The sequence below is a fragment of the Pseudomonas muyukensis genome (assembly GCF_019139535.1).
GTDB lineage: Bacteria > Pseudomonadota > Gammaproteobacteria > Pseudomonadales > Pseudomonadaceae > Aquipseudomonas > Aquipseudomonas muyukensis.
The window spans coordinates 1,199,317-1,217,874 of sequence record NZ_CP077073.1 but is presented as its reverse complement, the minus strand read 5'-3'; the positions used below and the strand labels follow the sequence as shown (position 1 = coordinate 1,217,874).

At 66.4% G+C, this 18,558-nt stretch carries 16 protein-coding genes; 4 read left to right on the top strand and 12 right to left on the bottom strand.

The window, feature by feature from the left end; all coding sequences use genetic code 11:
- The first annotated feature begins 15 nt into the window (after positions 1–15).
- Entirely contained in the window at positions 16–825 is an 810-nt protein-coding gene (gene rhdA, locus KSS95_RS05480; protein ID WP_217852334.1) for a thiosulfate sulfurtransferase, read from the top strand.
- A 9-nt stretch (positions 826–834) separates the two neighbouring features.
- Entirely contained in the window at positions 835–1,698 is an 864-nt protein-coding gene (gene asd, locus KSS95_RS05475) for an archaetidylserine decarboxylase (RefSeq protein WP_217852331.1), read from the top strand.
- 182 nt (positions 1,699–1,880) lie between these two features.
- Here asd and serB read toward each other — a convergent pair whose 3' ends face one another.
- Positions 1,881–3,095, bottom strand: coding sequence for a phosphoserine phosphatase SerB (gene serB / locus KSS95_RS05470; RefSeq protein WP_217852328.1), 1,215 nt, complete (start codon positions 3,093–3,095; stop codon positions 1,881–1,883).
- Positions 3,096–3,230: 135 nt separating this feature from the next.
- On the opposite strand from serB, the gene KSS95_RS05465 reads away from it, so the two are divergent.
- Positions 3,231–4,688: a histidine kinase gene (locus tag KSS95_RS05465; RefSeq protein WP_217852326.1), complete on the top strand. Its 1,458-nt coding sequence runs from the start codon at positions 3,231–3,233 to the stop codon at positions 4,686–4,688.
- A gap of 217 nt (positions 4,689–4,905) precedes the next feature.
- Here KSS95_RS05465 and KSS95_RS05460 read toward each other — a convergent pair whose 3' ends face one another.
- The 9 genes from KSS95_RS05460 to KSS95_RS05420 form a co-directional block, all read right to left on the bottom strand.
- Positions 4,906–5,616 (bottom strand): PqiC family protein, encoded by a 711-nt coding sequence (locus KSS95_RS05460; RefSeq protein ID WP_217852324.1) that lies wholly within the window; start codon positions 5,614–5,616, stop codon positions 4,906–4,908.
- Between the two features lie 174 nt (positions 5,617–5,790).
- Positions 5,791–8,049, bottom strand: coding sequence for a DNA topoisomerase IV subunit A (parC, locus tag KSS95_RS05455; RefSeq protein WP_217852321.1), 2,259 nt, complete (start codon positions 8,047–8,049; stop codon positions 5,791–5,793).
- A 10-nt stretch (positions 8,050–8,059) separates the two neighbouring features.
- Positions 8,060–8,578 (bottom strand): retropepsin-like aspartic protease family protein, encoded by a 519-nt coding sequence (locus tag KSS95_RS05450; protein ID WP_217852319.1) that lies wholly within the window; start codon positions 8,576–8,578, stop codon positions 8,060–8,062.
- Entirely contained in the window at positions 8,575–9,561 is a 987-nt protein-coding gene (locus KSS95_RS05445; RefSeq protein ID WP_217852317.1) for an esterase-like activity of phytase family protein, read from the bottom strand. Before KSS95_RS05445 ends, KSS95_RS05450 begins: the two co-directional genes overlap by 4 nt.
- Positions 9,558–11,462, bottom strand: coding sequence for a DNA topoisomerase IV subunit B (parE, locus tag KSS95_RS05440; protein WP_217852315.1), 1,905 nt, complete (start codon positions 11,460–11,462; stop codon positions 9,558–9,560). Before parE ends, KSS95_RS05445 begins: the two co-directional genes overlap by 4 nt.
- A 33-nt stretch (positions 11,463–11,495) precedes the next feature.
- Positions 11,496–12,104, bottom strand: coding sequence for a YqiA/YcfP family alpha/beta fold hydrolase (locus KSS95_RS05435; RefSeq protein WP_217852314.1), 609 nt, complete (start codon positions 12,102–12,104; stop codon positions 11,496–11,498).
- 154 nt (positions 12,105–12,258) lie between these two features.
- The gene (gene cpdA / locus KSS95_RS05430; RefSeq protein WP_217852312.1) at positions 12,259–13,062 is read right to left on the bottom strand and encodes a 3',5'-cyclic-AMP phosphodiesterase; all 804 of its coding nucleotides are present in this window, start codon (positions 13,060–13,062) and stop codon (positions 12,259–12,261) included.
- Positions 13,063–13,147: 85 nt separating this feature from the next.
- Positions 13,148–13,600 (bottom strand): DUF1249 domain-containing protein, encoded by a 453-nt coding sequence (locus KSS95_RS05425; RefSeq protein WP_186662787.1) that lies wholly within the window; start codon positions 13,598–13,600, stop codon positions 13,148–13,150.
- Complete coding sequence (locus KSS95_RS05420) at positions 13,591–14,208, bottom strand: NUDIX domain-containing protein (protein WP_217852310.1); 618 nt, start codon at positions 14,206–14,208, stop codon at positions 13,591–13,593. The genes KSS95_RS05425 and KSS95_RS05420 overlap by 10 nt, the downstream gene beginning before the upstream one ends.
- Before the next feature lie 185 nt (positions 14,209–14,393).
- On the opposite strand from KSS95_RS05420, the gene KSS95_RS05415 reads away from it, so the two are divergent.
- Positions 14,394–15,140: an RsiV family protein gene (locus KSS95_RS05415; RefSeq protein WP_217852309.1), complete on the top strand. Its 747-nt coding sequence runs from the start codon at positions 14,394–14,396 to the stop codon at positions 15,138–15,140.
- On the opposite strand, the gene cytX is transcribed toward KSS95_RS05415, so the two are convergent.
- On the bottom strand, positions 15,109–16,392 hold the full coding sequence (gene cytX / locus KSS95_RS05410; RefSeq protein ID WP_217852307.1) for a putative hydroxymethylpyrimidine transporter CytX: 1,284 nt from the start codon (positions 16,390–16,392) through the stop codon (positions 15,109–15,111). The genes KSS95_RS05415 and cytX overlap by 32 nt on opposite strands.
- Before the next feature lie 163 nt (positions 16,393–16,555).
- A complete protein-coding gene (gene thiC, locus KSS95_RS05405) occupies positions 16,556–18,436 on the bottom strand; it encodes a phosphomethylpyrimidine synthase ThiC (protein ID WP_217852305.1) in 1,881 nt (626 codons plus the stop codon).
- Between the last annotated feature and the right edge of the window lie 122 nt (positions 18,437–18,558).

The window sequence follows — 18,558 nt, the reverse complement described above, 5'->3', positions numbered from 1 at the left end:
CCCTGGAGACCGTGGATGACTGACTTTTCCGGCTTGCCCCTGGTGATCGAACCCGGGGACCTGCTGCCGCGTCTGGATTCGCCGCAGTTGATCCTGGTCGATCTGACCAGCGTCAACCGCTACGGCAGCGGCCACATCCCCGGGGCCCGTTTCGTCGATCCCAAGCGCACCCAACTGGGCCAGCCACCGGCACCGGGCCTGCTGCCGGCCCGCGCCGACCTGGAAAAACTGTTCGGTGAGCTCGGCCACCGCGACGACGCGGTATACGTGGTGTACGACGACGAAGGCGGCGGCTGGGCCGGGCGCTTCATCTGGCTGCTCGACGTGATCGGCCACAAGGCCTACCACTACCTCAACGGCGGTATCCAGGCCTGGCCGGCGGACAAGCTGTCCACCGACACCCCCACCAGCGCGGGCGGCCCGGTCGCCCTGCACCTGCACCCGGAGCCAACCGCCACCCGTGAGTACCTGCAAAGCCGCCTGGGCGCCGCCGACCTGGTCATCTGGGACGCCCGCGGGCCGCTGGAGTACAGCGGCGAGAAGGTGCTCGCGGCCAAGGGTGGGCACATTCCCGGCGCGATCAACTTCGAGTGGACCGCCGGCATGGACCTCAACGACCACCTGCGCATCCGCAAGGACATCGCCGAAGTCCTGCAAAACCTGGGCATCACCCCCGACAAGGAAGTGATCACCCATTGCCAGACTCACCACCGCTCCGGTTTCACCTACCTCGTGGCCAAGGCCCTCGGCTACCCACGGGTCAAGGGCTACGCCGGTTCCTGGGGCGAATGGGGCAACCACCCCGACACGCCCGTCGAAGTTTAAGGACACTCAATGAAATCCCGTTTGTTCATCATCAGCCAGTACCTGCTGCCGCACCACCTGCTGTCGCGGCTGGCCGGCTGCGTCGCCGAGTGCCGCGCGCGCTGGTTCAAGAACGCCTTCACCGCCTGGTTCGCCAAGCGCTACCAGGTGAACATGTCCGAGGCGCTGGTCGAAGACCTCAGCGCCTACGAGCACTTCAACGCCTTCTTCACCCGCGCCCTCAAGCCCGGTGCCCGGCCGCTGGACGAAACACCTGGCGCGGTGCTCTGCCCGGCCGACGGCGCGGTCAGCCAGCTCGGCCCGATCGAGCATGGCCGCATCTTCCAGGCCAAGGGCCACGGCTACAGCGCTCTGGAGCTGCTGGGCGGCGACCCGGCCTTGGCCGCGCCGTTCATGGGCGGCGAGTTCGCCACCATTTACCTGTCGCCCAAGGACTACCACCGCGTGCACATGCCGCTGGCCGGCACCCTGCGCGAGATGGTCTACGTGCCGGGCCGGCTGTTCTCGGTCAACCAGACCACCGCCGAGAACGTGCCTGAGCTGTTCGCCCGCAACGAGCGCGTGGTGTGCCTGTTCGACACCGAGCGCGGACCGATGGCCGTGGTCCTGGTCGGCGCGATGATCGTTGCCTCGATCGAGACCGTCTGGGCCGGCTTGGTCACGCCACCGAAGCGTGAGCTGAAGACCTTCCGCTACGACGACGCCAGCCGTGCGCCAATCCACCTGGAAAAAGGCGCCGAACTGGGGCGCTTCAAGCTGGGTTCCACCGCCATCGTGCTGTTCGGGCCAGAGCAGGTGAAGTGGGCCGAGAGCCTGGGTGCCGGCTCCGCCGTGCGCATGGGTGAGTTGCTGGCGCAGCCGAGCCAGGCCTGACCATCCGCTAATAAAAAAAGCCCTGCATGATTCAAATCATGCAGGGCTTTTTTACCTTGGGATTGCAGGGAGGGCTTGGCCCTCCTTTCGCGACGCAAGGCCGCTCCTACAGGGGTACGCGATCATCTGTAGGAGCAGCCTTGTGCCGCGAACGGGCCGCAACGCGGCCCCAGGGATCAAGATCAAGCGCGCGCTTCGCGATCACGCACGCCGAGCAGATAAAGCACACCGTCCAGGCCCAAGGTCGAGATCGCCTGCTTGGCCGACTGACGCACCAGCGGTTTGGCGCGGAACGCCACGCCCAGGCCGGCCAGCGACAGCATCGGCAGGTCGTTGGCGCCATCGCCCACGGCTATCGTCTGCTCCAGTTGCAGGCCTTCTTCGCTGGCCAGCTGCTGCAGCAAGTCAGCCTTGCGCTGGGCGTCGACAATCGGCTCGACGGCAACGCCGGTCACCTTGCCATCGACCACTTCCAGCTCATTGGCGAACACATAGTCGATGCCCAGGCGCGCCTGCACCTGCTTGGCGAAGTAGGAGAAACCGCCAGAGAGGATCGCGGTCTTGTAGCCCAGGCGCTTGAGCTCGGCGAACAGGTGCTCGGCGCCCTCGGTCAGGCGCAGCGAGGCGCCGATCTGGTCAAGTACGCCCACATCCAGGCCCTTGAGCAGCGCCATGCGCTCCTTGAAACTGGCGCGGAAGTCCAGCTCGCCGCGCATGGCGCGCTCGGTGATCGCCGCCACCTGCTCGCCAACCCCGGCAGCCTTGGCCAACTCGTCGATCACCTCGGCCTCGATCAGCGTCGAGTCCATGTCGAACACCGCCAGGCGGCGATTGCGGCGGAACAGGTCGTCACGCTGGAAGGCGATGTCGATGTTCAATTCCTCGGACAATGCGAAGAACGCCGCACGCAGGGCCTGGGCGTCGCCTGGCTCGCCCCGCACGGAAATTTCCAGGGCCGACTTGCCCTTCTCGCTCGGCGCATCCAGCGCCACCCGTGCCGACAAGCGCTCGATGCGCTCGATGGTCAGGCCGGACTGGCTGATGATCGCGCTGACCCGCTGCAACTGCTGCGGGGTGACCCGGCGGCTGAGCAGGGTGACGATATGGCGGGCCTCGCCCTGGCTGTCGGCCCAGTGCTGGTAGTCGGCCTCGGAAATCGGCGTGTAGCGCGCCTGCAGGTTCAGCTCGTGGGCCTTGGCCTGCACGCTCTGCAGCAGCGCGGTGGCCACCTCGTTGTCGGGAATGTCGACCAGGATGCCGAACGACAGCGTGCCGTGCATCACCGCCAGGCCGATGTCGAGAATGTTCACACCGCCCTGGAGCAGGACGCCGGTGATGGCCGCGGTAAGACCTGGACGGTCTTCCCCAGTGATGTTGATCAGGACGATTTCGCGCAAGACCGGGCTCCAACTCGATGAAAAATGCGCATTCTACCGATTTTCCGTGACCATCGGGTGCCAACGCCACTTTGCCGACAAAACACGTATCGCTATACTGCGCAGCAACTTTCTCGCCATGAAGAGCCGCGCTCTGTGAACCGGCCCACGCCCGTCAAACCCGACAACTTCTTCCTGATGATCTACCGAGCCCTGAGCCAGCGCCGAATCCCCTTGGCCCTGCGTATCGCCAGCCACAATATTTTCCTGGTGGCCCTGGCCCTGGTGATCTATGCCTGCGTCATGGGCCTGCAGTTCAAGCAGGCCATGCATGAGCAGGCCGACGCCGTGGGCCAGAGCCTGACCACGCAGACAGCCACCTCGGCGACCGAACTGCTGGTGTCCAACGACATCCTCAGCCTCAACGTGCTGCTCGGCAACCTGGTGAAGAACCCGCTGGTGGCCCACGCCGCCATCTACAGCGTCGACAGCCGAATCCTCGCCGAGGCCGGCCAGCGCCCGCGCAACAGCCTGCTGGGCGAAGCCGAAGGCGTGTACCAGACCAAGATCACCTTCCAGGACGTGACCGCCGGCCAGCTGCGTATCAGCCTGGACATGAGCCAGTTCCAGCAGCCGATGCTGATCAGCCTGCAGAGCATGGGCATCCTTGCCGCCATCCTGCTGGCCCTGGCGCTGACCCTGAGCCTGCGCCTGGGTCGCTTCATCTCCACGCCGCTGCTGCAACTGCGCGTATGGCTGCGCGACCCGCACCCCTACACCCCGGCCATCGACCGCCAGGACGAAATCGGCGACCTTGCCCGCCAACTGCACGCGCGCCTGGCCCCGCCGCCGCCGCCGGAGCCCGAAATCGAGGACGAGGAGGACGACTTCGACGACCTGCCCGCGGCCAAACCGGCGCCGCGGGCGACGGCCGTGGCCCAGCCTCAGTCCCAGGCGCAGGAGGATGACGACGACGCCTTCGCCGACCTGATGGACGCGCAGAGCGAACCGGCCAAGCCGGCCGTGGTCGAGCCCGACGAGCCGCAGCACAGCGCCGTGCTGGCCGTGCAGCTAGGCTCCCAGGAGCAGCTGCGACGCCTGCCGCGCACGCGCCTGACCGAGCTGCTGGAGCGCTACCGCGACTGCCTGGACCAGGCCGCCTCGCTGTACGAAGGGGAAATCCACACCCTCAACGACGGCAGCACGCTGCTGTTGTTCCACAGCCGTGACAGCGGCGAAGACTACCTGACCAACGCCATCTGCTGCGGCGAACTGCTGCGCGCCCTGGGCCATGCCCTGCAGATCGAGGTGGCCGACAGCGGCATCACCCTGCAACTGCAGCTGGGCCTGGTGCTGGCCGACGACCTGCAGGGCCTGGACCAGGTCGAGCTGTTGATGACCGAGCAGGCTCAGGACGCCCTGGCCCTGTCGCAGCACAGCCGCAACCTGCTGCTGGTGGAGCGGCGCATCAGCGATGATGCCCTGGTACGCCAGCGCGCCCGCATCCGCCCGATCGCCAGCCCTGAGGGCGCCTGCTGCGTGGAACGCCTGATGGAGCCGTACCCGTCGATGCTCGAGCGCCAGCTGGCGCGGATGGACGAGCACCGCGCCTGAGATTTAGAGGTTGTGCGCTCCCTGTAGGAGCGGCCTTGTGTCGCGAAAGGGCCGCAGAGCGGCCCCAGCAATCTTGGCATCAACACTGAGATCCTGGGGCTGCTACGCAGCCCTTTCCGACCGGTACGACGCCTCGGCAAGGCCGCTCCTACAGGGGATCGTCCACAGCCCACAAAAAAGCCCGCATCGCTGCGGGCTTTTTTGTGGGCTGTGGATATCAGAAGCGGAACACTTCCATATCGGTGCGAATCGGCGAGGCCATCGGGATCTTCGGCTTCTCCGGCTCTTTCTTCACCTGTACCGGCGCGGCCTGCTTGCGCGGGGCCTCTTCGGCGATGGCCGGCTGGTTGGCCAGTGGCTTGACCGCCGTGCTCAGTTGCTCGGCCAGTTTTTGCAGCAATTGCCCCTGGGCCTGGACCTGCGCCGACTCGCTGCCGGCGTGTGGTTGCTCGAGGTGGACGATGCGGTTGTCACGCACCTGGCCACGGCGGTCGAGCACACGCCACTGGGCGTCGAGGATCGCGGGCTGGTCCTTGCCGGAGTCCAGGCGAGTGATCGACAGCAGCACCTGCACGTCCGGGGTGAAGCCGGCGCTGGCCGGTGCCAGGACCACGCGCTGGCTGTCCAGGCGCCACGCCAGCTGGCGCACCAGCAACTGGTCGATATCCGACGAAAGGCTGCCGGCCCAACGACCGTCGGTCGCCGCGGTCAGGCTGCCATCGGTCTGGCGCTGCAAGAAGGTTTCGCGTTGCAGGTAGTCGGCCACCGACACGGGGCCAAGCACCACCGCCATGCCCGCCGCCTGGGTCGGCTGGCCGGGCTCACCGCTGTCGAGCTGATACAGGGCGACCGGCTGGTGCATGCTGCACCCGCTCAGGCCCAGCAGGCCAGTCATCAGCAGCGCAAATGGAAGGCGCAGAAATTTCATTCATCCCATCCAGGCGGTCGTCACGGACAGACCGCAGTGATACTCGTGTAGATTCAATCGGGCACTCGGCCACGCCGGTGCCGCAAGGGCACTATCATCCGCGAAATAGCCGCCAGACTCCAGCATTTCCGCCCGAAGCGGCGCCGAAAGCGCCGCTGCGGACGGCCCATTCACTCAAGCGGGGGTTTCCACCAGCAGGGCATCGACGCGCTGGAAACCACGTGGCAATTTGCTACCACGACGCCCACGCTCACCCTTGTAATGCTCCAGGTCATCCGGCTTGAGCGACAGCGTACGCTTGCCGGCCTGCAACACCAGGGTCGCGCCCTCGCTGATCACCGCCAGGTCGGTGACATACTCTTCGCGGCTGGCCACCCGATCGCCCGGCACGCCGATGATCTTGTTGCCCTTGCCCTTGCCCAGTTGCGGCAGGTCGGCCACCTTGAACACCAGCAGCCGGCCCTCGGTGGTCACCGCGGCCAGCCAGTCCTGCTCGCGGTTGCTCACCGGGCGCGGGGTCATGACCTTGGCGCCGTTGGGCAGGCTGAGCAGGCCCTTGCCGGCCTTGTTCTTGGCCTGCAGGTCCTCGCCCTTGACCACGAAGCCGTAACCGGCATCGGAGCCCACCACGTACAGCGCATCGTCCTCGGGCAGCAGCACGCACTCGAAGGTGGCGCCCGGCGGCGGCGTCAGGCGCCCGGTCAGCGGCTCGCCCTGGCCACGGGCCGACGGCAGGCTATGGGCAGCCAGCGAGTAGCTGCGCCCGGTGGAGTCGATCAGCACCGCGAACTGGTTGGAGCGGCCGGCGGCGGCGGCCTTGAAGCCGTCGCCCGCCTTGTACGACAGCCCCGTGGCGTCGATATCGTGGCCCTTGGCGCAGCGCACCCAGCCTTTTTCCGACAGCACCACGGTGACCGGCTCGGTCGGCATCAGCTCGTTTTCCGACAGGGCCTTGGCCTCGGCACGCTCGACGATCGGCGAGCGGCGCTCGTCGCCGTAGGTCTCGGCGTCCTCGAGCAGCTCGCTGCGCACCAGCTTGCGCAGCTTGGCGTCGCTGCCCAGCAGGGTGGTCAGGCGCTTCTGTTCCTTGAGCAGTTCGTCCTGCTCGCCACGGATCTTCATCTCTTCCAGGCGGGCCAGCTGGCGCAGGCGCGTCTCGAGGATGTAGTCGGCCTGGATCTCGGTCAGGTCGAAGCGGGCGATCAACGCCTGCTTGGGGTGCTCCTCGGTGCGGATGATGTGGATCACTTCATCCAGGTTGAGGAACGCGGTGAGCAAGCCATCCAACAGGTGCAGGCGCCGCTCGACCTTGTCCAGGCGGTGCTGCAGGCGGCGACGAACGGTGCCAACCCGGTACTCCAGCCACTCCAGCAGCAGCTGGCGCAGGTTCTTCAGCTGCGGCCGGCCGTCGAGGCCGATGATGTTGACGTTGACCCGGTAGGTGCTTTCCAGGTCGGTGGTGGCGAACAGGTGCTGCATCAGCTCGGCGGCGTCCACCCGGTTGGAGCGCGGGATGATGACGATGCGGCAGGGGTTCTCGTGGTCCGACTCGTCGCGCAGGTCGGCCACCATCGGCAGCTTCTTGGCCTGCATTTGCGCGGCGATCTGCTCCAGCACCTTGGCCCCGGAGACCTGGTGCGGCAGCGCGGTGACGACGATGTCGCCATCCTCGATGCGGTACACCGCGCGCATGCGGATCGAACCCTTGCCGCTTTCGTACATCTTCAGGATGTCGGCGCGCGGGGTGACGATCTCGGCTTCGGTCGGGTAGTCCGGGCCCTGGATGTGCTCACAGAGCTGCTCGAGGGTGGCCTTGGGCTCGTCGAGCAGGCGCACGCAGGCGCTGGCCACCTCCCGCAGGTTGTGCGGCGGCACGTCGGTGGCCATGCCCACGGCGATGCCGGTGGTGCCGTTGAGCAGGATGTTGGGCAGGCGCGCCGGCAGCACGGCCGGCTCCTGCAGGGTACCGTCGAAGTTCGGCACCCAGTCTACGGTGCCCTGGCCCAGCTCGCTGAGCAGCACCTCGGAGTAGCGCGACAGGCGCGCCTCGGTGTAACGCATGGCGGCGAACGACTTCGGATCGTCCGGCGCCCCCCAGTTGCCCTGGCCGTCGACCAGGGTGTAGCGATAGCTGAACGGCTGGGCCATCAGCACCATGGCCTCGTAGCACGCCGAGTCGCCGTGGGGGTGGAACTTGCCGAGCACGTCGCCGACGGTACGCGCCGACTTCTTGTGCTTGGAGTCGGCATCGAGCCCCAGCTCGCTCATGGCATAGACGATGCGCCGTTGCACCGGCTTGAGGCCGTCGCCGATGTGCGGCAGGGCGCGGTCCATGATCACGTACATGGAGTAGTTGAGGTAGGCCTGTTCGGTGAAGTCAGCCAGGGAACGGCGTTCGACGCCTTCGAGACTGAGTTCGAGTGAGTCGCTCATGCGGGCCTCGTCATTTCAGGTTCTGGCGCAGCAGCATGGTGCCGCCGCGCTGGGTAAATTCAAGTTGTTTCAAGGCACTCATGCCCAGCAGCACGGCCTGGCCATCCAGGCCGGGCACCACCAGCGCGCGCACGTCACGCAGGTGGATGTCACCCAGGCGCAGGCTGTCGAGCCGGGTGCGGTAGCCTTCGGTGCGGCCGTTGGCGGTGCTTAGTTGCACCGGCGCGCCACGGGCCAGGTCCAGGTCGCGGGCCAGGGCCTCGGGGATCGCCACATCGGTAGCGCCGGTATCGAGCATGAAATGCACCACGCGGCCATTGATCGCCCCATCGGCGACGAAATGCCCCTGGCCATTGCTCAGCAGGCGCACTTCGATGAAACCATCGCCCTGTTCGCTCTGCACCACGCTATTGGGGTTCTGCTGGCGGTCTTGCCACTGGCCGAAAAAGCGCGTGGCAAGAAACATCGCCGCCGCCCAGGCGACGATCATCAATATCCTGCCCGCACGCTTGCCCGGTGGCTGGCTCACGGCTTGGCGCTCCAGCCACCTTGCGGCGCGGCGAAGCGCCAGACCACCGGCCGGGTTTCACCGTCGGCGCGCGGGCGGTCGTTGTTGTCCACGCCGATCCAGGCCCCGTCCTTGTCGATCACCAGGGCTTCGGTCAGGCCGTACGCCTGGTCGTAGCGCCGGCTGTCCTGCAATGCCTCGGCGGCGAACGACCAGCAGCGCTCCACCGCGCCGCTGTCGACGTCACGCCGGCAGATGCGGTAGGCATTGCGCTCGAGGGTGTACAGCTTGCCCTCGAACCAGGCCAGGTCGGCGAAATCCCGCGCTACCGGACGCGCGCCGGGAAACTGCGGCGGCTGCATCTCGACCCCGGCCTCGCTGAGCAGCACGCAACTGCGCCCGCAGGTCCACACCGACTGCTGGCGCTGCACCGACAACAGCCCGCGGCGCTCGCGCTCGGCAGCCAGCCACAGGCGGTCGCCCGCCGGGTTGATCGCCAGGCCTTCGAACAACGCATTGAAGTGCAGCAGCATGCCGCTGGCGCGTGCCTGGCGGACCATGGCCTGATCGATGCGCAGCCAGTCCGGCTCGCCCTCCACCGGCAGTTGCAGCACCGCGGCGTGGGCCTCGCTGACGATCAGGATAGTGCCGGCCTGGTCACAGGTGATGCCTTCGAAGTCCAGCGCGCCACCGCGGATATAGGACGCCGCCCAGTTGCGCGACTTCAGCCCCCAGGGCAGGCCGGTGTCCGGCGCCTCGGGCGGGGTGAAGGTCAGCGGCTGGGCACGCCAGGCGCCGGGCTCCTGGTCGAGCCGGTAGATGCGGTCGTCGTCGCGGTCGGACACCGCCCACAACGCACCACGGCAGAACGCCAGGCCCGACAGGTTGCCACCGCGCATGCCTTCGACCACGTGCTCGCCGCTCAGCTTGAGCTCCGGCCAGCTGTCCGCCTGGGCCTGCAGGGCGCACAACGCCAGGCAGGCCGCCAGCAGCAGACGCATCAAACCAGGACCTCGGCCAGGTTGCCCTTGGTCTCCAGCCAGTTCTTGCGGTCGCCCGCACGTTTCTTGGCCAGCAGCATGTCCATGATCTCGGTGGTGCCCGCCAGGTCGTCCAGGGTCAACTGCACCAGGCGCCGGGTGTTCGGATCCATGGTGGTTTCGCGCAGCTGCGGCGGGTTCATCTCGCCCAGGCCCTTGAAGCGGGTGACCTGCGGCTTGCCGCGCTTCTTCTCGGCGACCAGCCGGTCGAGGATGCCGTCACGCTCGGCGTCGTCCAGGGCGTAGTAGATCTCCTTGCCCAGGTCGATGCGGTACAGCGGCGGCATGGCCACGTAGACGTGCCCAGCCTCGACCAGCGGGCGGAAGTGCTGGACGAACAGCGCGCACAGCAAGGTGGCGATGTGCAGGCCGTCGGAGTCGGCGTCGGCGAGGATGCAGATCTTGCCGTAGCGCAGCTGGCTGAGGTCGCTGGCGCCCGGGTCGACGCCGATGGCCACGGCGATGTTGTGCACCTCCTGGCTGGCCAGGACCTCGCCACCATCGACCTCCCAGGTGTTGAGGATCTTGCCGCGCAGCGGCAGGATCGCCTGGTATTCCTTGTCCCGCGCCTGCTTGGCCGAACCACCGGCCGAGTCGCCCTCGACCAGGAACAGTTCGGCGCGCATCGGGTCCTGCCCGGCGCAGTCGGCCAGCTTGCCCGGCAGCGCCGGGCCCTGGGTGATGCGCTTGCGCTCGACCTTCTTGCTCGCCTTCAGGCGGCGGCCAGCATTGCTGATGGCCAGCTCCGCCAGTTGCATGCCCAGCTCGGGGTGAGCGTTGAGCCACAGGCTGAAGGCGTCCTTGACCACGCCGGAGACGAACGCCGCCGCCTCGCGGGAGGACAGGCGCTCCTTGGTCTGGCCAGAGAACTGCGGCTCCTGCATCTTCATCGACAGCACGAAGCTGATGCGCTCCCAGACGTCCTCGGGGGCCAGCTTGACCCCGCGCGGCAGCAGGTTGCGGAATTCGCAGAACTCGCGCATGGCATCCAACAGGCCCTGGCGCAAGCCGTTGACGTGGGTACCGCCCTGGGCGGTGGGGATCAGGTTGACGTAGCTTTCCTGAATGCTGTCGCCGCCCTCGGGCAGCCACAGCAGGGCCCAGTCCACGGCTTCCTTGTTACCCGCCAGGCTGCCGCAGAACGGCTCGTCAGGCAGGCGCAGGAACTCGCTGACCGAGTCGACCAGGTAGGAACGCAGGCCGTCCTCGTAGTGCCACTCGACCTTCTCGCCGGTGCCCTTGTCCTCGAAGCTGATCGACAGCCCCGGGCACAGCACGGCCTTGGCCTTGAGCACATGCTTGAGACGGCTGATGGAAAACTTCGGCGAGTCGAAGTACTTCGGATCGGGGGTGAAGTACACGCTGGTGCCGGTGTTGCGCTTGCCGACGCTGCCGACCACTTCCAGCTCGCTGGCCTTGAAGCCATCGGCGAAGGTCATCTGGTACTCGTTGCCATCGCGCTTGACGCGCACGCGCACCTGGCTCGACAGGGCGTTGACCACCGAGATGCCGACGCCGTGCAGGCCACCGGAGAACTGGTAGTTCTTGTTGGAGAACTTGCCGCCGGCGTGCAGCTTGGTGAGGATCAGCTCGACACCGGACACGCCCTCTTCGGGGTGGATGTCCACCGGCATGCCGCGGCCATCGTCGCTGACTTCCAGCGAGTGGTCGGCGTGGAGGATGACCTGTACCGAACGGGCATGGCCTGCCAGGGCTTCGTCGACACTGTTGTCGATGACTTCCTGGGCCAGGTGGTTGGGCCGGCTGGTGTCGGTGTACATGCCCGGCCGCTTGCGGACCGGGTCAAGGCCCGAGAGGACTTCGATGGCGTCTGCGTTATAGGCGCTAGCGCTGGGATTGGCCATGGGGTCTCGTCGTCAGTCTGGTGAGTGCAAAAGTCAAAATACAGAAAAATCCAGCGCCGCATACTGCCCGCGGGCAATACCGGCGAAGGCCAGCAGGGCCGGCAATTGCCTGGCGAAGCCCTGGTAGCTGTGGTCGCCTGCGGCCTGGATACGCAAGGCGCAGGCACGGTAATAGCGCTCGGCCTGGCGATAGTCCAGGGTTTCATCGGCGGTCTGCAACCACACTTGATAGCGCGCGGCATCCTGGGGCGGCGGCACTTCCAGCTCGGCCAGGGCGTCCACGTGGTCGTGGGTCAGCTCCCAGGCCTCGTCGGTATAAAGGTTGCGCTGGGTGCCGAGGTAGCCGTCGAACAGCCGGTGCGGGGCCACCGCCGGGTTGACCAGCAAAGCCTTGAGCCCGTGGCGCTCGGCAAGATGGGTGGCATAGTAGCCGCCAAGGGAGCTGCCGACCAGCAGCGGCGCGCCCAGCTCACCGATGGCTGCCTCCAGCTGGGCGATAGCCTGGCGCGGGTGATGGTGCAGCGCCGGGACGCGCAGTTGCTCGGCCAGGCCGAGCCGCTGCATCACCGCTTCGAGCTGGCGTGCCTTGGTCGACAGCGGCGAGCTGTTGAAGCCATGGATATAGAGGATGGAACCCGACATGCTGCCCCCCGGACGCAAAGACGCGCAGTGTAGCGTGTTCGAAGGGCATTGGCGCAGCGTGGGGATTTTCGCAACAAATTCTTCAAACAGCCGGGGCACGATCTCTGTGGGAGCGGCCTTGTGTCGCGAAAGGACCGCAAAGCGGTCCCCCGACTCAGTAGCCCGGGCTGTCGAAATCCAGCTTCACCTCGAAATCGCGCGACCGCTCCACTCCGGTCTCCAACCGTCCGTCGGCATGCAGGCGCAGCCAGCGGTAGCCCGGCTGTTCTTCGCTCACCTTGAACTCCTCGCTGCGCGGCGCAAACTGGATGCAGGTCGAAGGCGTGGCGAGAAAACGGATGCCGTCGCGCACCTCGTCCCACTCCTGGTGAATATGCCCCCAAAGCAGCGCCTTCACCTGTGGATAACCGCGCAGGCGCTGCAATAGCTCATCAGCGTTGCGCAAACCGATCGGCGCGATCCAGGCACAGCCGATATCCACCGGCTGGTGATGGCAGCACACCAGGCAATGGCGCTCGCCCGCACCGTTCAGCGCCTGGTCCAGCACGACCAACTGGTCATCGGCCAACAGGCCGAAGGTGGCGCCGACCACTGCCGAGTCGAGCATGACGATGCGCCAGGCACCGATATCGGTCACTGCCTGCACCAGTTCCGGCGCCACCTCGGCCATGATCCGCGCCTCGTCATGGTTACCCGGCAGCCAACGCGCTGGCGCGCCGAGCGTCGACGTCAGCTCGCGAAAGGCTGCGTAGGATTCGCCGCTGGCATCCTGGGAAAGATCGCCCGTGCACAGCAGCAGGTCGATGCGCGGTTGTTCGCGGCGAACCTGGCCGACCACGTGCCCGAGGCTGGCGCGGGTATTGAGGCCCAACAAGGTGCCCGCCGGGTCGGCGAACAGGTGGGCGTCGGTCAGTTGCACCACATGGACGGGTGACGGGAAATGGGGTGGCTGCGGCAACGGCCGTCTCCTCGAACGGATTCAGCAGCGATTATGGCGGCGGATCGGTTTGGCGCAAACACACGAAACCGACACAGGTCACATTTCAGCGCACCGCTTCGAGTTCGTGGCCGCAGGCCAGGCAGTGGCTCAGCCATTCGCCCAGGAACAGGTTGAGCTGGGCTTTCTCGTCCGGCTGGTGCATCGCCGTGTTGGGATACGGGTAGATACTGCGCAGGCGGCGGGTGTGCTCGGCGCTGACCACCTCGGCCATGCGCGCGTCGTGATACACCTGCACTTCCAGCTCAGGCACCGGCAGCCAGGGCAGGCTGTGCTCCTGGCGCACCTTGAGGGTGGTGGTGTAAGGGCAGGCCAGCAGCACCTCGAGCACCAGCACGCCGAGCATCTGGTCGCCCTGGGTCATGCCGATGCGGCGCGAACTCTGGGTGGTGCGCATGTCGGGCAGCAAGCGCATCAGCCGGGCATAGTTGGCCTCGCAGGCCGATTGCAGCCCGACCAGGTCGACCCGATAGCGCTCGCGCAGCAGGTTCACTTCCACATACCTCGGACTTCATCACGGTTGAGCGCCAGCCATTGCAGGCCGATGATCGCCGCGGCGTTGCAGATGCGCCCATCGCGCACGGCCTGCAGGGCATCCTCGAACGACCACACGCGCACGCGAATGTCCTCGCTCTCTTCTTCCAGGCCATGCAGGCCACCGGCGCCCTGGCTGACGCAGCGGCCCAGGAACAGGTGGACGTACTCGTCGCTGCCGCCCGGTGACGGGAAGTACTTGGTCATTGGCCACAGCGCCGAAAAGCTCAGGCCGGCTTCTTCCTCGGCTTCGCGGTGGGCGACTTCTTCGGGCTGCTCGTCCTTGTCGATCAGGCCGGCGACCATCTCGATCAGCCACGGATTGTCGATCTTGCCCACGGCCCCAACACGGAACTGCTCGATCAGCACCACTTCGTCGCGCTGCGGGTCGTAGGGCAGCACGCACACCGCGTCATGGCGCACGAACAGCTCGCGGGTGAATTCGCGGCTCATGCCGCCGGCGAACAATTCGTGGCGCAAATGAACCTTGTCGAGCTTGTAGAAGCCCTTGAACAGTGGCTCACGCCGAACGATGTCGATCTGGGTGGGCGCTGGATTGAACGTGTCCGTCATGCAAACTCCTTGATACCTCGTTTACCGCATCGCGCAATCCTACTCTGCGAACCGGCCGGTTTCATCCCTTTCCGTCGACCGTTCGGGCGGCCGGGACAGGCGCGGCGCTCTCTGTTAGCTTAGTGGCGAACCGAAGGCCGCGCAGGCGGTCCAAGGCCGATCATCACTGCCCCGCAAGGATCAACATGAGGCTAGTCAAACTGACTTCCGTGGCCGTTCTGGCACTGGCGCTCGGCGCCTGCCAGAGCCTGTTCGCGCCCAATTACCGGGCTCCGCTCGAGGTCAAGCGCGAGGCCTGGGAGCACGTGAAGCCCGGCTGCAGCGAAAGCGACTGCCCGCTGGTGAACATCGACACCGTGCACTTCCCGGCCCTGCCGAAACTCGACGCCATCGTCGAGAAACGCCTGCTGCAACTGACCGAGGACAACCAGCGCGGCACCCCGCCGGCCTCGCTGCAAGCCTATGAACAGGCTTACCTGGCCCGCGCCGACAAGCGCAACAGCAGCTACCTGCAGGCCAAGGTACGCGAGCAGCATGACGGGCTGGTGATCGTCGAGCTGTCCAGCTACCTCGATAGCGGCGGCGCCCACGGCATGCCCGGGCGCGGCTTCATCAACTACTCGCGCAAGCTGGACAAGGTGCTGACCCTGGACGACATGCTGCTGCCCGGCCAGGCCGCGACCTTCTGGAAGACCGCCGAGGAGTCCCACCGCGCCTGGCTGATCAGCACCGGCATGGACAAGGACCCCGAGTTCGTCAAGACCTGGCCGTTCAAGCAATCGCCGCACATCGCCCTGACCTACGGCGCGGTGGTGATCAAGTACGAGGTCTATGCCATCGCGCCCTATGCCATGGGCCACGTCGAGCTGAAGATCCCCTACCCACGCCTCAACGGCGTGCTCAAGCCCGAGCTGTTTCCTGGCCGCGGCTGAGCGCCAGCAGCCTGTATAGCCCCCCTGCCAGCAGCAGTGCCGGCAGGGTCGCCCCCAGCTCCGGCGCCTGGGTCGCCATCACGTGATAGGCCGCCACCCCCACCGCCCAGGCCAGCAATGCCTGCCAGTGCAGCCCCCGCACCAGGGTCGGCAAGCGCCTGCGGCGCACCACGAAGTGGTCCACCAGCACCACGCCGAACAGCGGCGCGAACACCGAGCCGATCAGCAGCAGGAAATTCTGGTACTGCGCCAGCGGCGCCAGCAGGGCGATCAGCGTACACAGCACACCGATGGCCAAGGCCAGATGCTCGACCTTGAGCCGCACCAGCAGGCCACTGGACACAGCTGCCGAATGAATGTCGGCAAAGGCGTTCTCCGACTCGTCGAGCAAGATCAGCAACAGCGGGATACCCAGCCCGGCACCGGCCAGCGCCAGCAGCAGCGCATTCACCTCACCGCCAGGAGCGAAGGCCAGGGTATAGGCCACGCCCAGGCTCATCAGCCAGGCATTGCCGATGAAAAAGCCCAGCGCCGTACCACCGAATACCCGGCTGGCACGCTGGCCGAAGCGCGAGTAGTCGGCGATCAGCGGCAACCATGACAGCGGCATGGCAATCACGATGTCGAAACCCAGCGCCAGGGACAGCGAGCCATCGCCCGGGCGGCGCCACAGCGCGGCCAGGTCGGCCTTGGCCAACAGGTTCCAGGTCAGCCACAGGCAAGCGCCGAGCAGCAGCCAGATCCCCCACTTGCGCAGCACCTTGCGCACGAACGCCAACGGCCCGCTGACCGCCAGCAACGTGGCCAGGGCGCCGAAGCACAGGGTCCACAGCAGCGGGCTGCTCCAGCCGCTGGCGTCGCCGAACGCGCGTGCCCCCAGCAGGCTGGCGGCGTCGCGCATGACGATGATCTCGAACGAACCCCAGCCCACAAGTTGCAGCAGGTTGAGCAAGGCTGGCAGGCGCGCGCCATGGCTACCGAGCGTGAGGCGCAGGGTCGCCATGGCCGACAGGCCGGTGTCGCTGCCGATTACCCCCGCCGCGGCCAGCAGCAACACGCCCACCGCTGTGCCCAGGGCAATCGCCAGGATCGAGCCCGCCAGGCCGAGCCCCGGCGCCAGCAGGCCGCCGACCTGCAGGACCATCAGGCCGATACCGAGGGAGAACCACAGCGAGAACAGGTCGCGGGCGCCGAACTGGCGATGGTGGCTGGGGACCGGGTGGTCGGGGGAGAAGTGGCTGGAAGTTGTCATGGGGGCTCGCCGAAGTATGGGGTTGTGGCTGGCGAGGACTGCGTCCTCGTTTCGCGACGCAAGGCCGCTCCCACAGGTTCCGCGCATGGCTTGAGCCATACAGAGGACCTGTGGGAGCGGCCTTGTGTCGCGAAAGGGCCGCAAAGCGGCCCCCAAGGTCTACTTAAACCTTCTGGTACAGCTGGCTGCCTTCCTGGCGGAACCGCTCGGCCTGCTCGCGCATGCCCTGCTCGACCGTGACGTCCACGGTTTCGATCTTGGCGGCGTACTCACGCACTTCCTGGGTGATCTTCATCGAGCAGAACTTCGGCCCGCACATCGAGCAGAAGTGCGCGACCTTGGCCGACTCCTTGGGCAGGGTCTCGTCATGGAAGGCGCGCGCGGTGTCCGGGTCCAGGCCCAGGTTGAACTGGTCTTCCCAGCGGAACTCGAAGCGCGCCTTGGACAAGGCGTTGTCGCGAATCTGCGCGCCCGGATGGCCCTTGGCAAGGTCGGCGGCGTGCGCGGCAATCTTGTAGGTGATGATGCCGGTCTTGACGTCATCCTTGTTCGGCAGCCCCAGGTGCTCCTTGGGCGTCACGTAGCAGAGCATGGCGCACCCGAACCAGCCGATCATCGCCGCGCCGATGCCGGAGGTGATGTGGTCGTAGCCAGGGGCGATGTCGGTGGTCAGTGGGCCGAGGGTATAGAACGGCGCCTCGTCGCAGCACTCCAGCTGCTTGTCCATGTTCTCCTTGATCAGTTGCATCGGCACGTGGCCGGGGCCTTCGATCATGCACTGCACATCGTGTTTCCAGGCAATCTTGGTCAGCTCGCCGAGGGTTTCCAGTTCACCGAACTGCGCCGCGTCGTTGGCATCGGCGATCGAACCGGGACGCAGGCCGTCGCCCAGCGAGAAGCTGACGTCGTAGGCCTTCATGATTTCGCAGATCTCGTCGAAGTGCGTGTACAGGAAGTTTTCCTTGTGATGCGCCAGGCACCACTTGGCCATGATCGAGCCGCCACGGCTGACGATGCCGGTGACCCGCTTGGCGGTCAGCGGCACATAGCGCAGCAGCACGCCTGCGTGGATGGTGAAGTAGTCCACGCCCTGCTCGGCCTGTTCGATCAGGGTGTCGCGGAACAGCTCCCAGGTCAGGTCCTCGGCGACGCCATTGACCTTTTCCAGGGCCTGGTAGATCGGCACGGTGCCGATCGGCACCGGCGAGTTGCGGATGATCCACTCGCGGGTCTCGTGGATGTGCTTGCCGGTGGACAGGTCCATGACCGTGTCCGAGCCCCAGCGAATGCCCCAGGTCAGCTTGGCCACTTCTTCCTCGATCGAGGAACCCAGGGCGCTGTTGCCGATGTTGCCGTTGATCTTCACCAGGAAGTTGCGGCCGATGATCATCGGCTCAAGCTCGGTGTGGTTGATGTTGGCGGGGATGATCGCGCGGCCGCGGGCGATCTCTTCGCGGACGAACTCGGGGGTGATCTCTTTCGGGATGCTCGCGCCGAAGCTGTGGCCGGCGTGCTGCTGGCTGAGCAGGCCGGCGGCGCGGGCCTCCTGCAGCTTCATGTTCTCGCGGATGGCGACGTATTCCATCTCGGCGGTGATGATGCCCTGACGGGCGTAGTGCATCTGCGTGACGTTGGCGCCGGCCTTGGCCCGACGCGGGTTGCGCACGTGGGCGAAGCGCAGCTTGGTCAACTCGGCGTCGTTCAGGCGTTGCTGGCCGAAGTGCGAGCTCAGGCCCTCGAGGCGCTCGGTGTCGCCACGGGCATCGATCCATGCCGAACGCACATCGCCCAGGCCCTTGCGCACGTCGATGATGACCTCAGGGTCGGTGTAGGGACCCGAGGTGTCGTACACCAGCACTGGGGCGTTCTGCTCGCCACCGAAATCGGTCGGGGTGTCGTGCAGACTGATCTCGCGCATGGGCACGCGGATGTCGGGGCGCGAACCCTGGACATAGACCTTGCGCGAATTGGGCAAGGGTTGCACGGACTGCTGATCGACTTGCGCCGACTCGCTGAGGTGGATCGATTTTTCTTGTTTGCTCATCACAGGCTCTCCAGACAGCTTCCAGCGGTGGAATGTCGGGGTGAACCTGAAAGGCGTGGACGCACTCGGGGTGACGAGTGCAGTGCCGGATGTGGGGTGCCGTGGGCTGCAAGCAGCTGTGG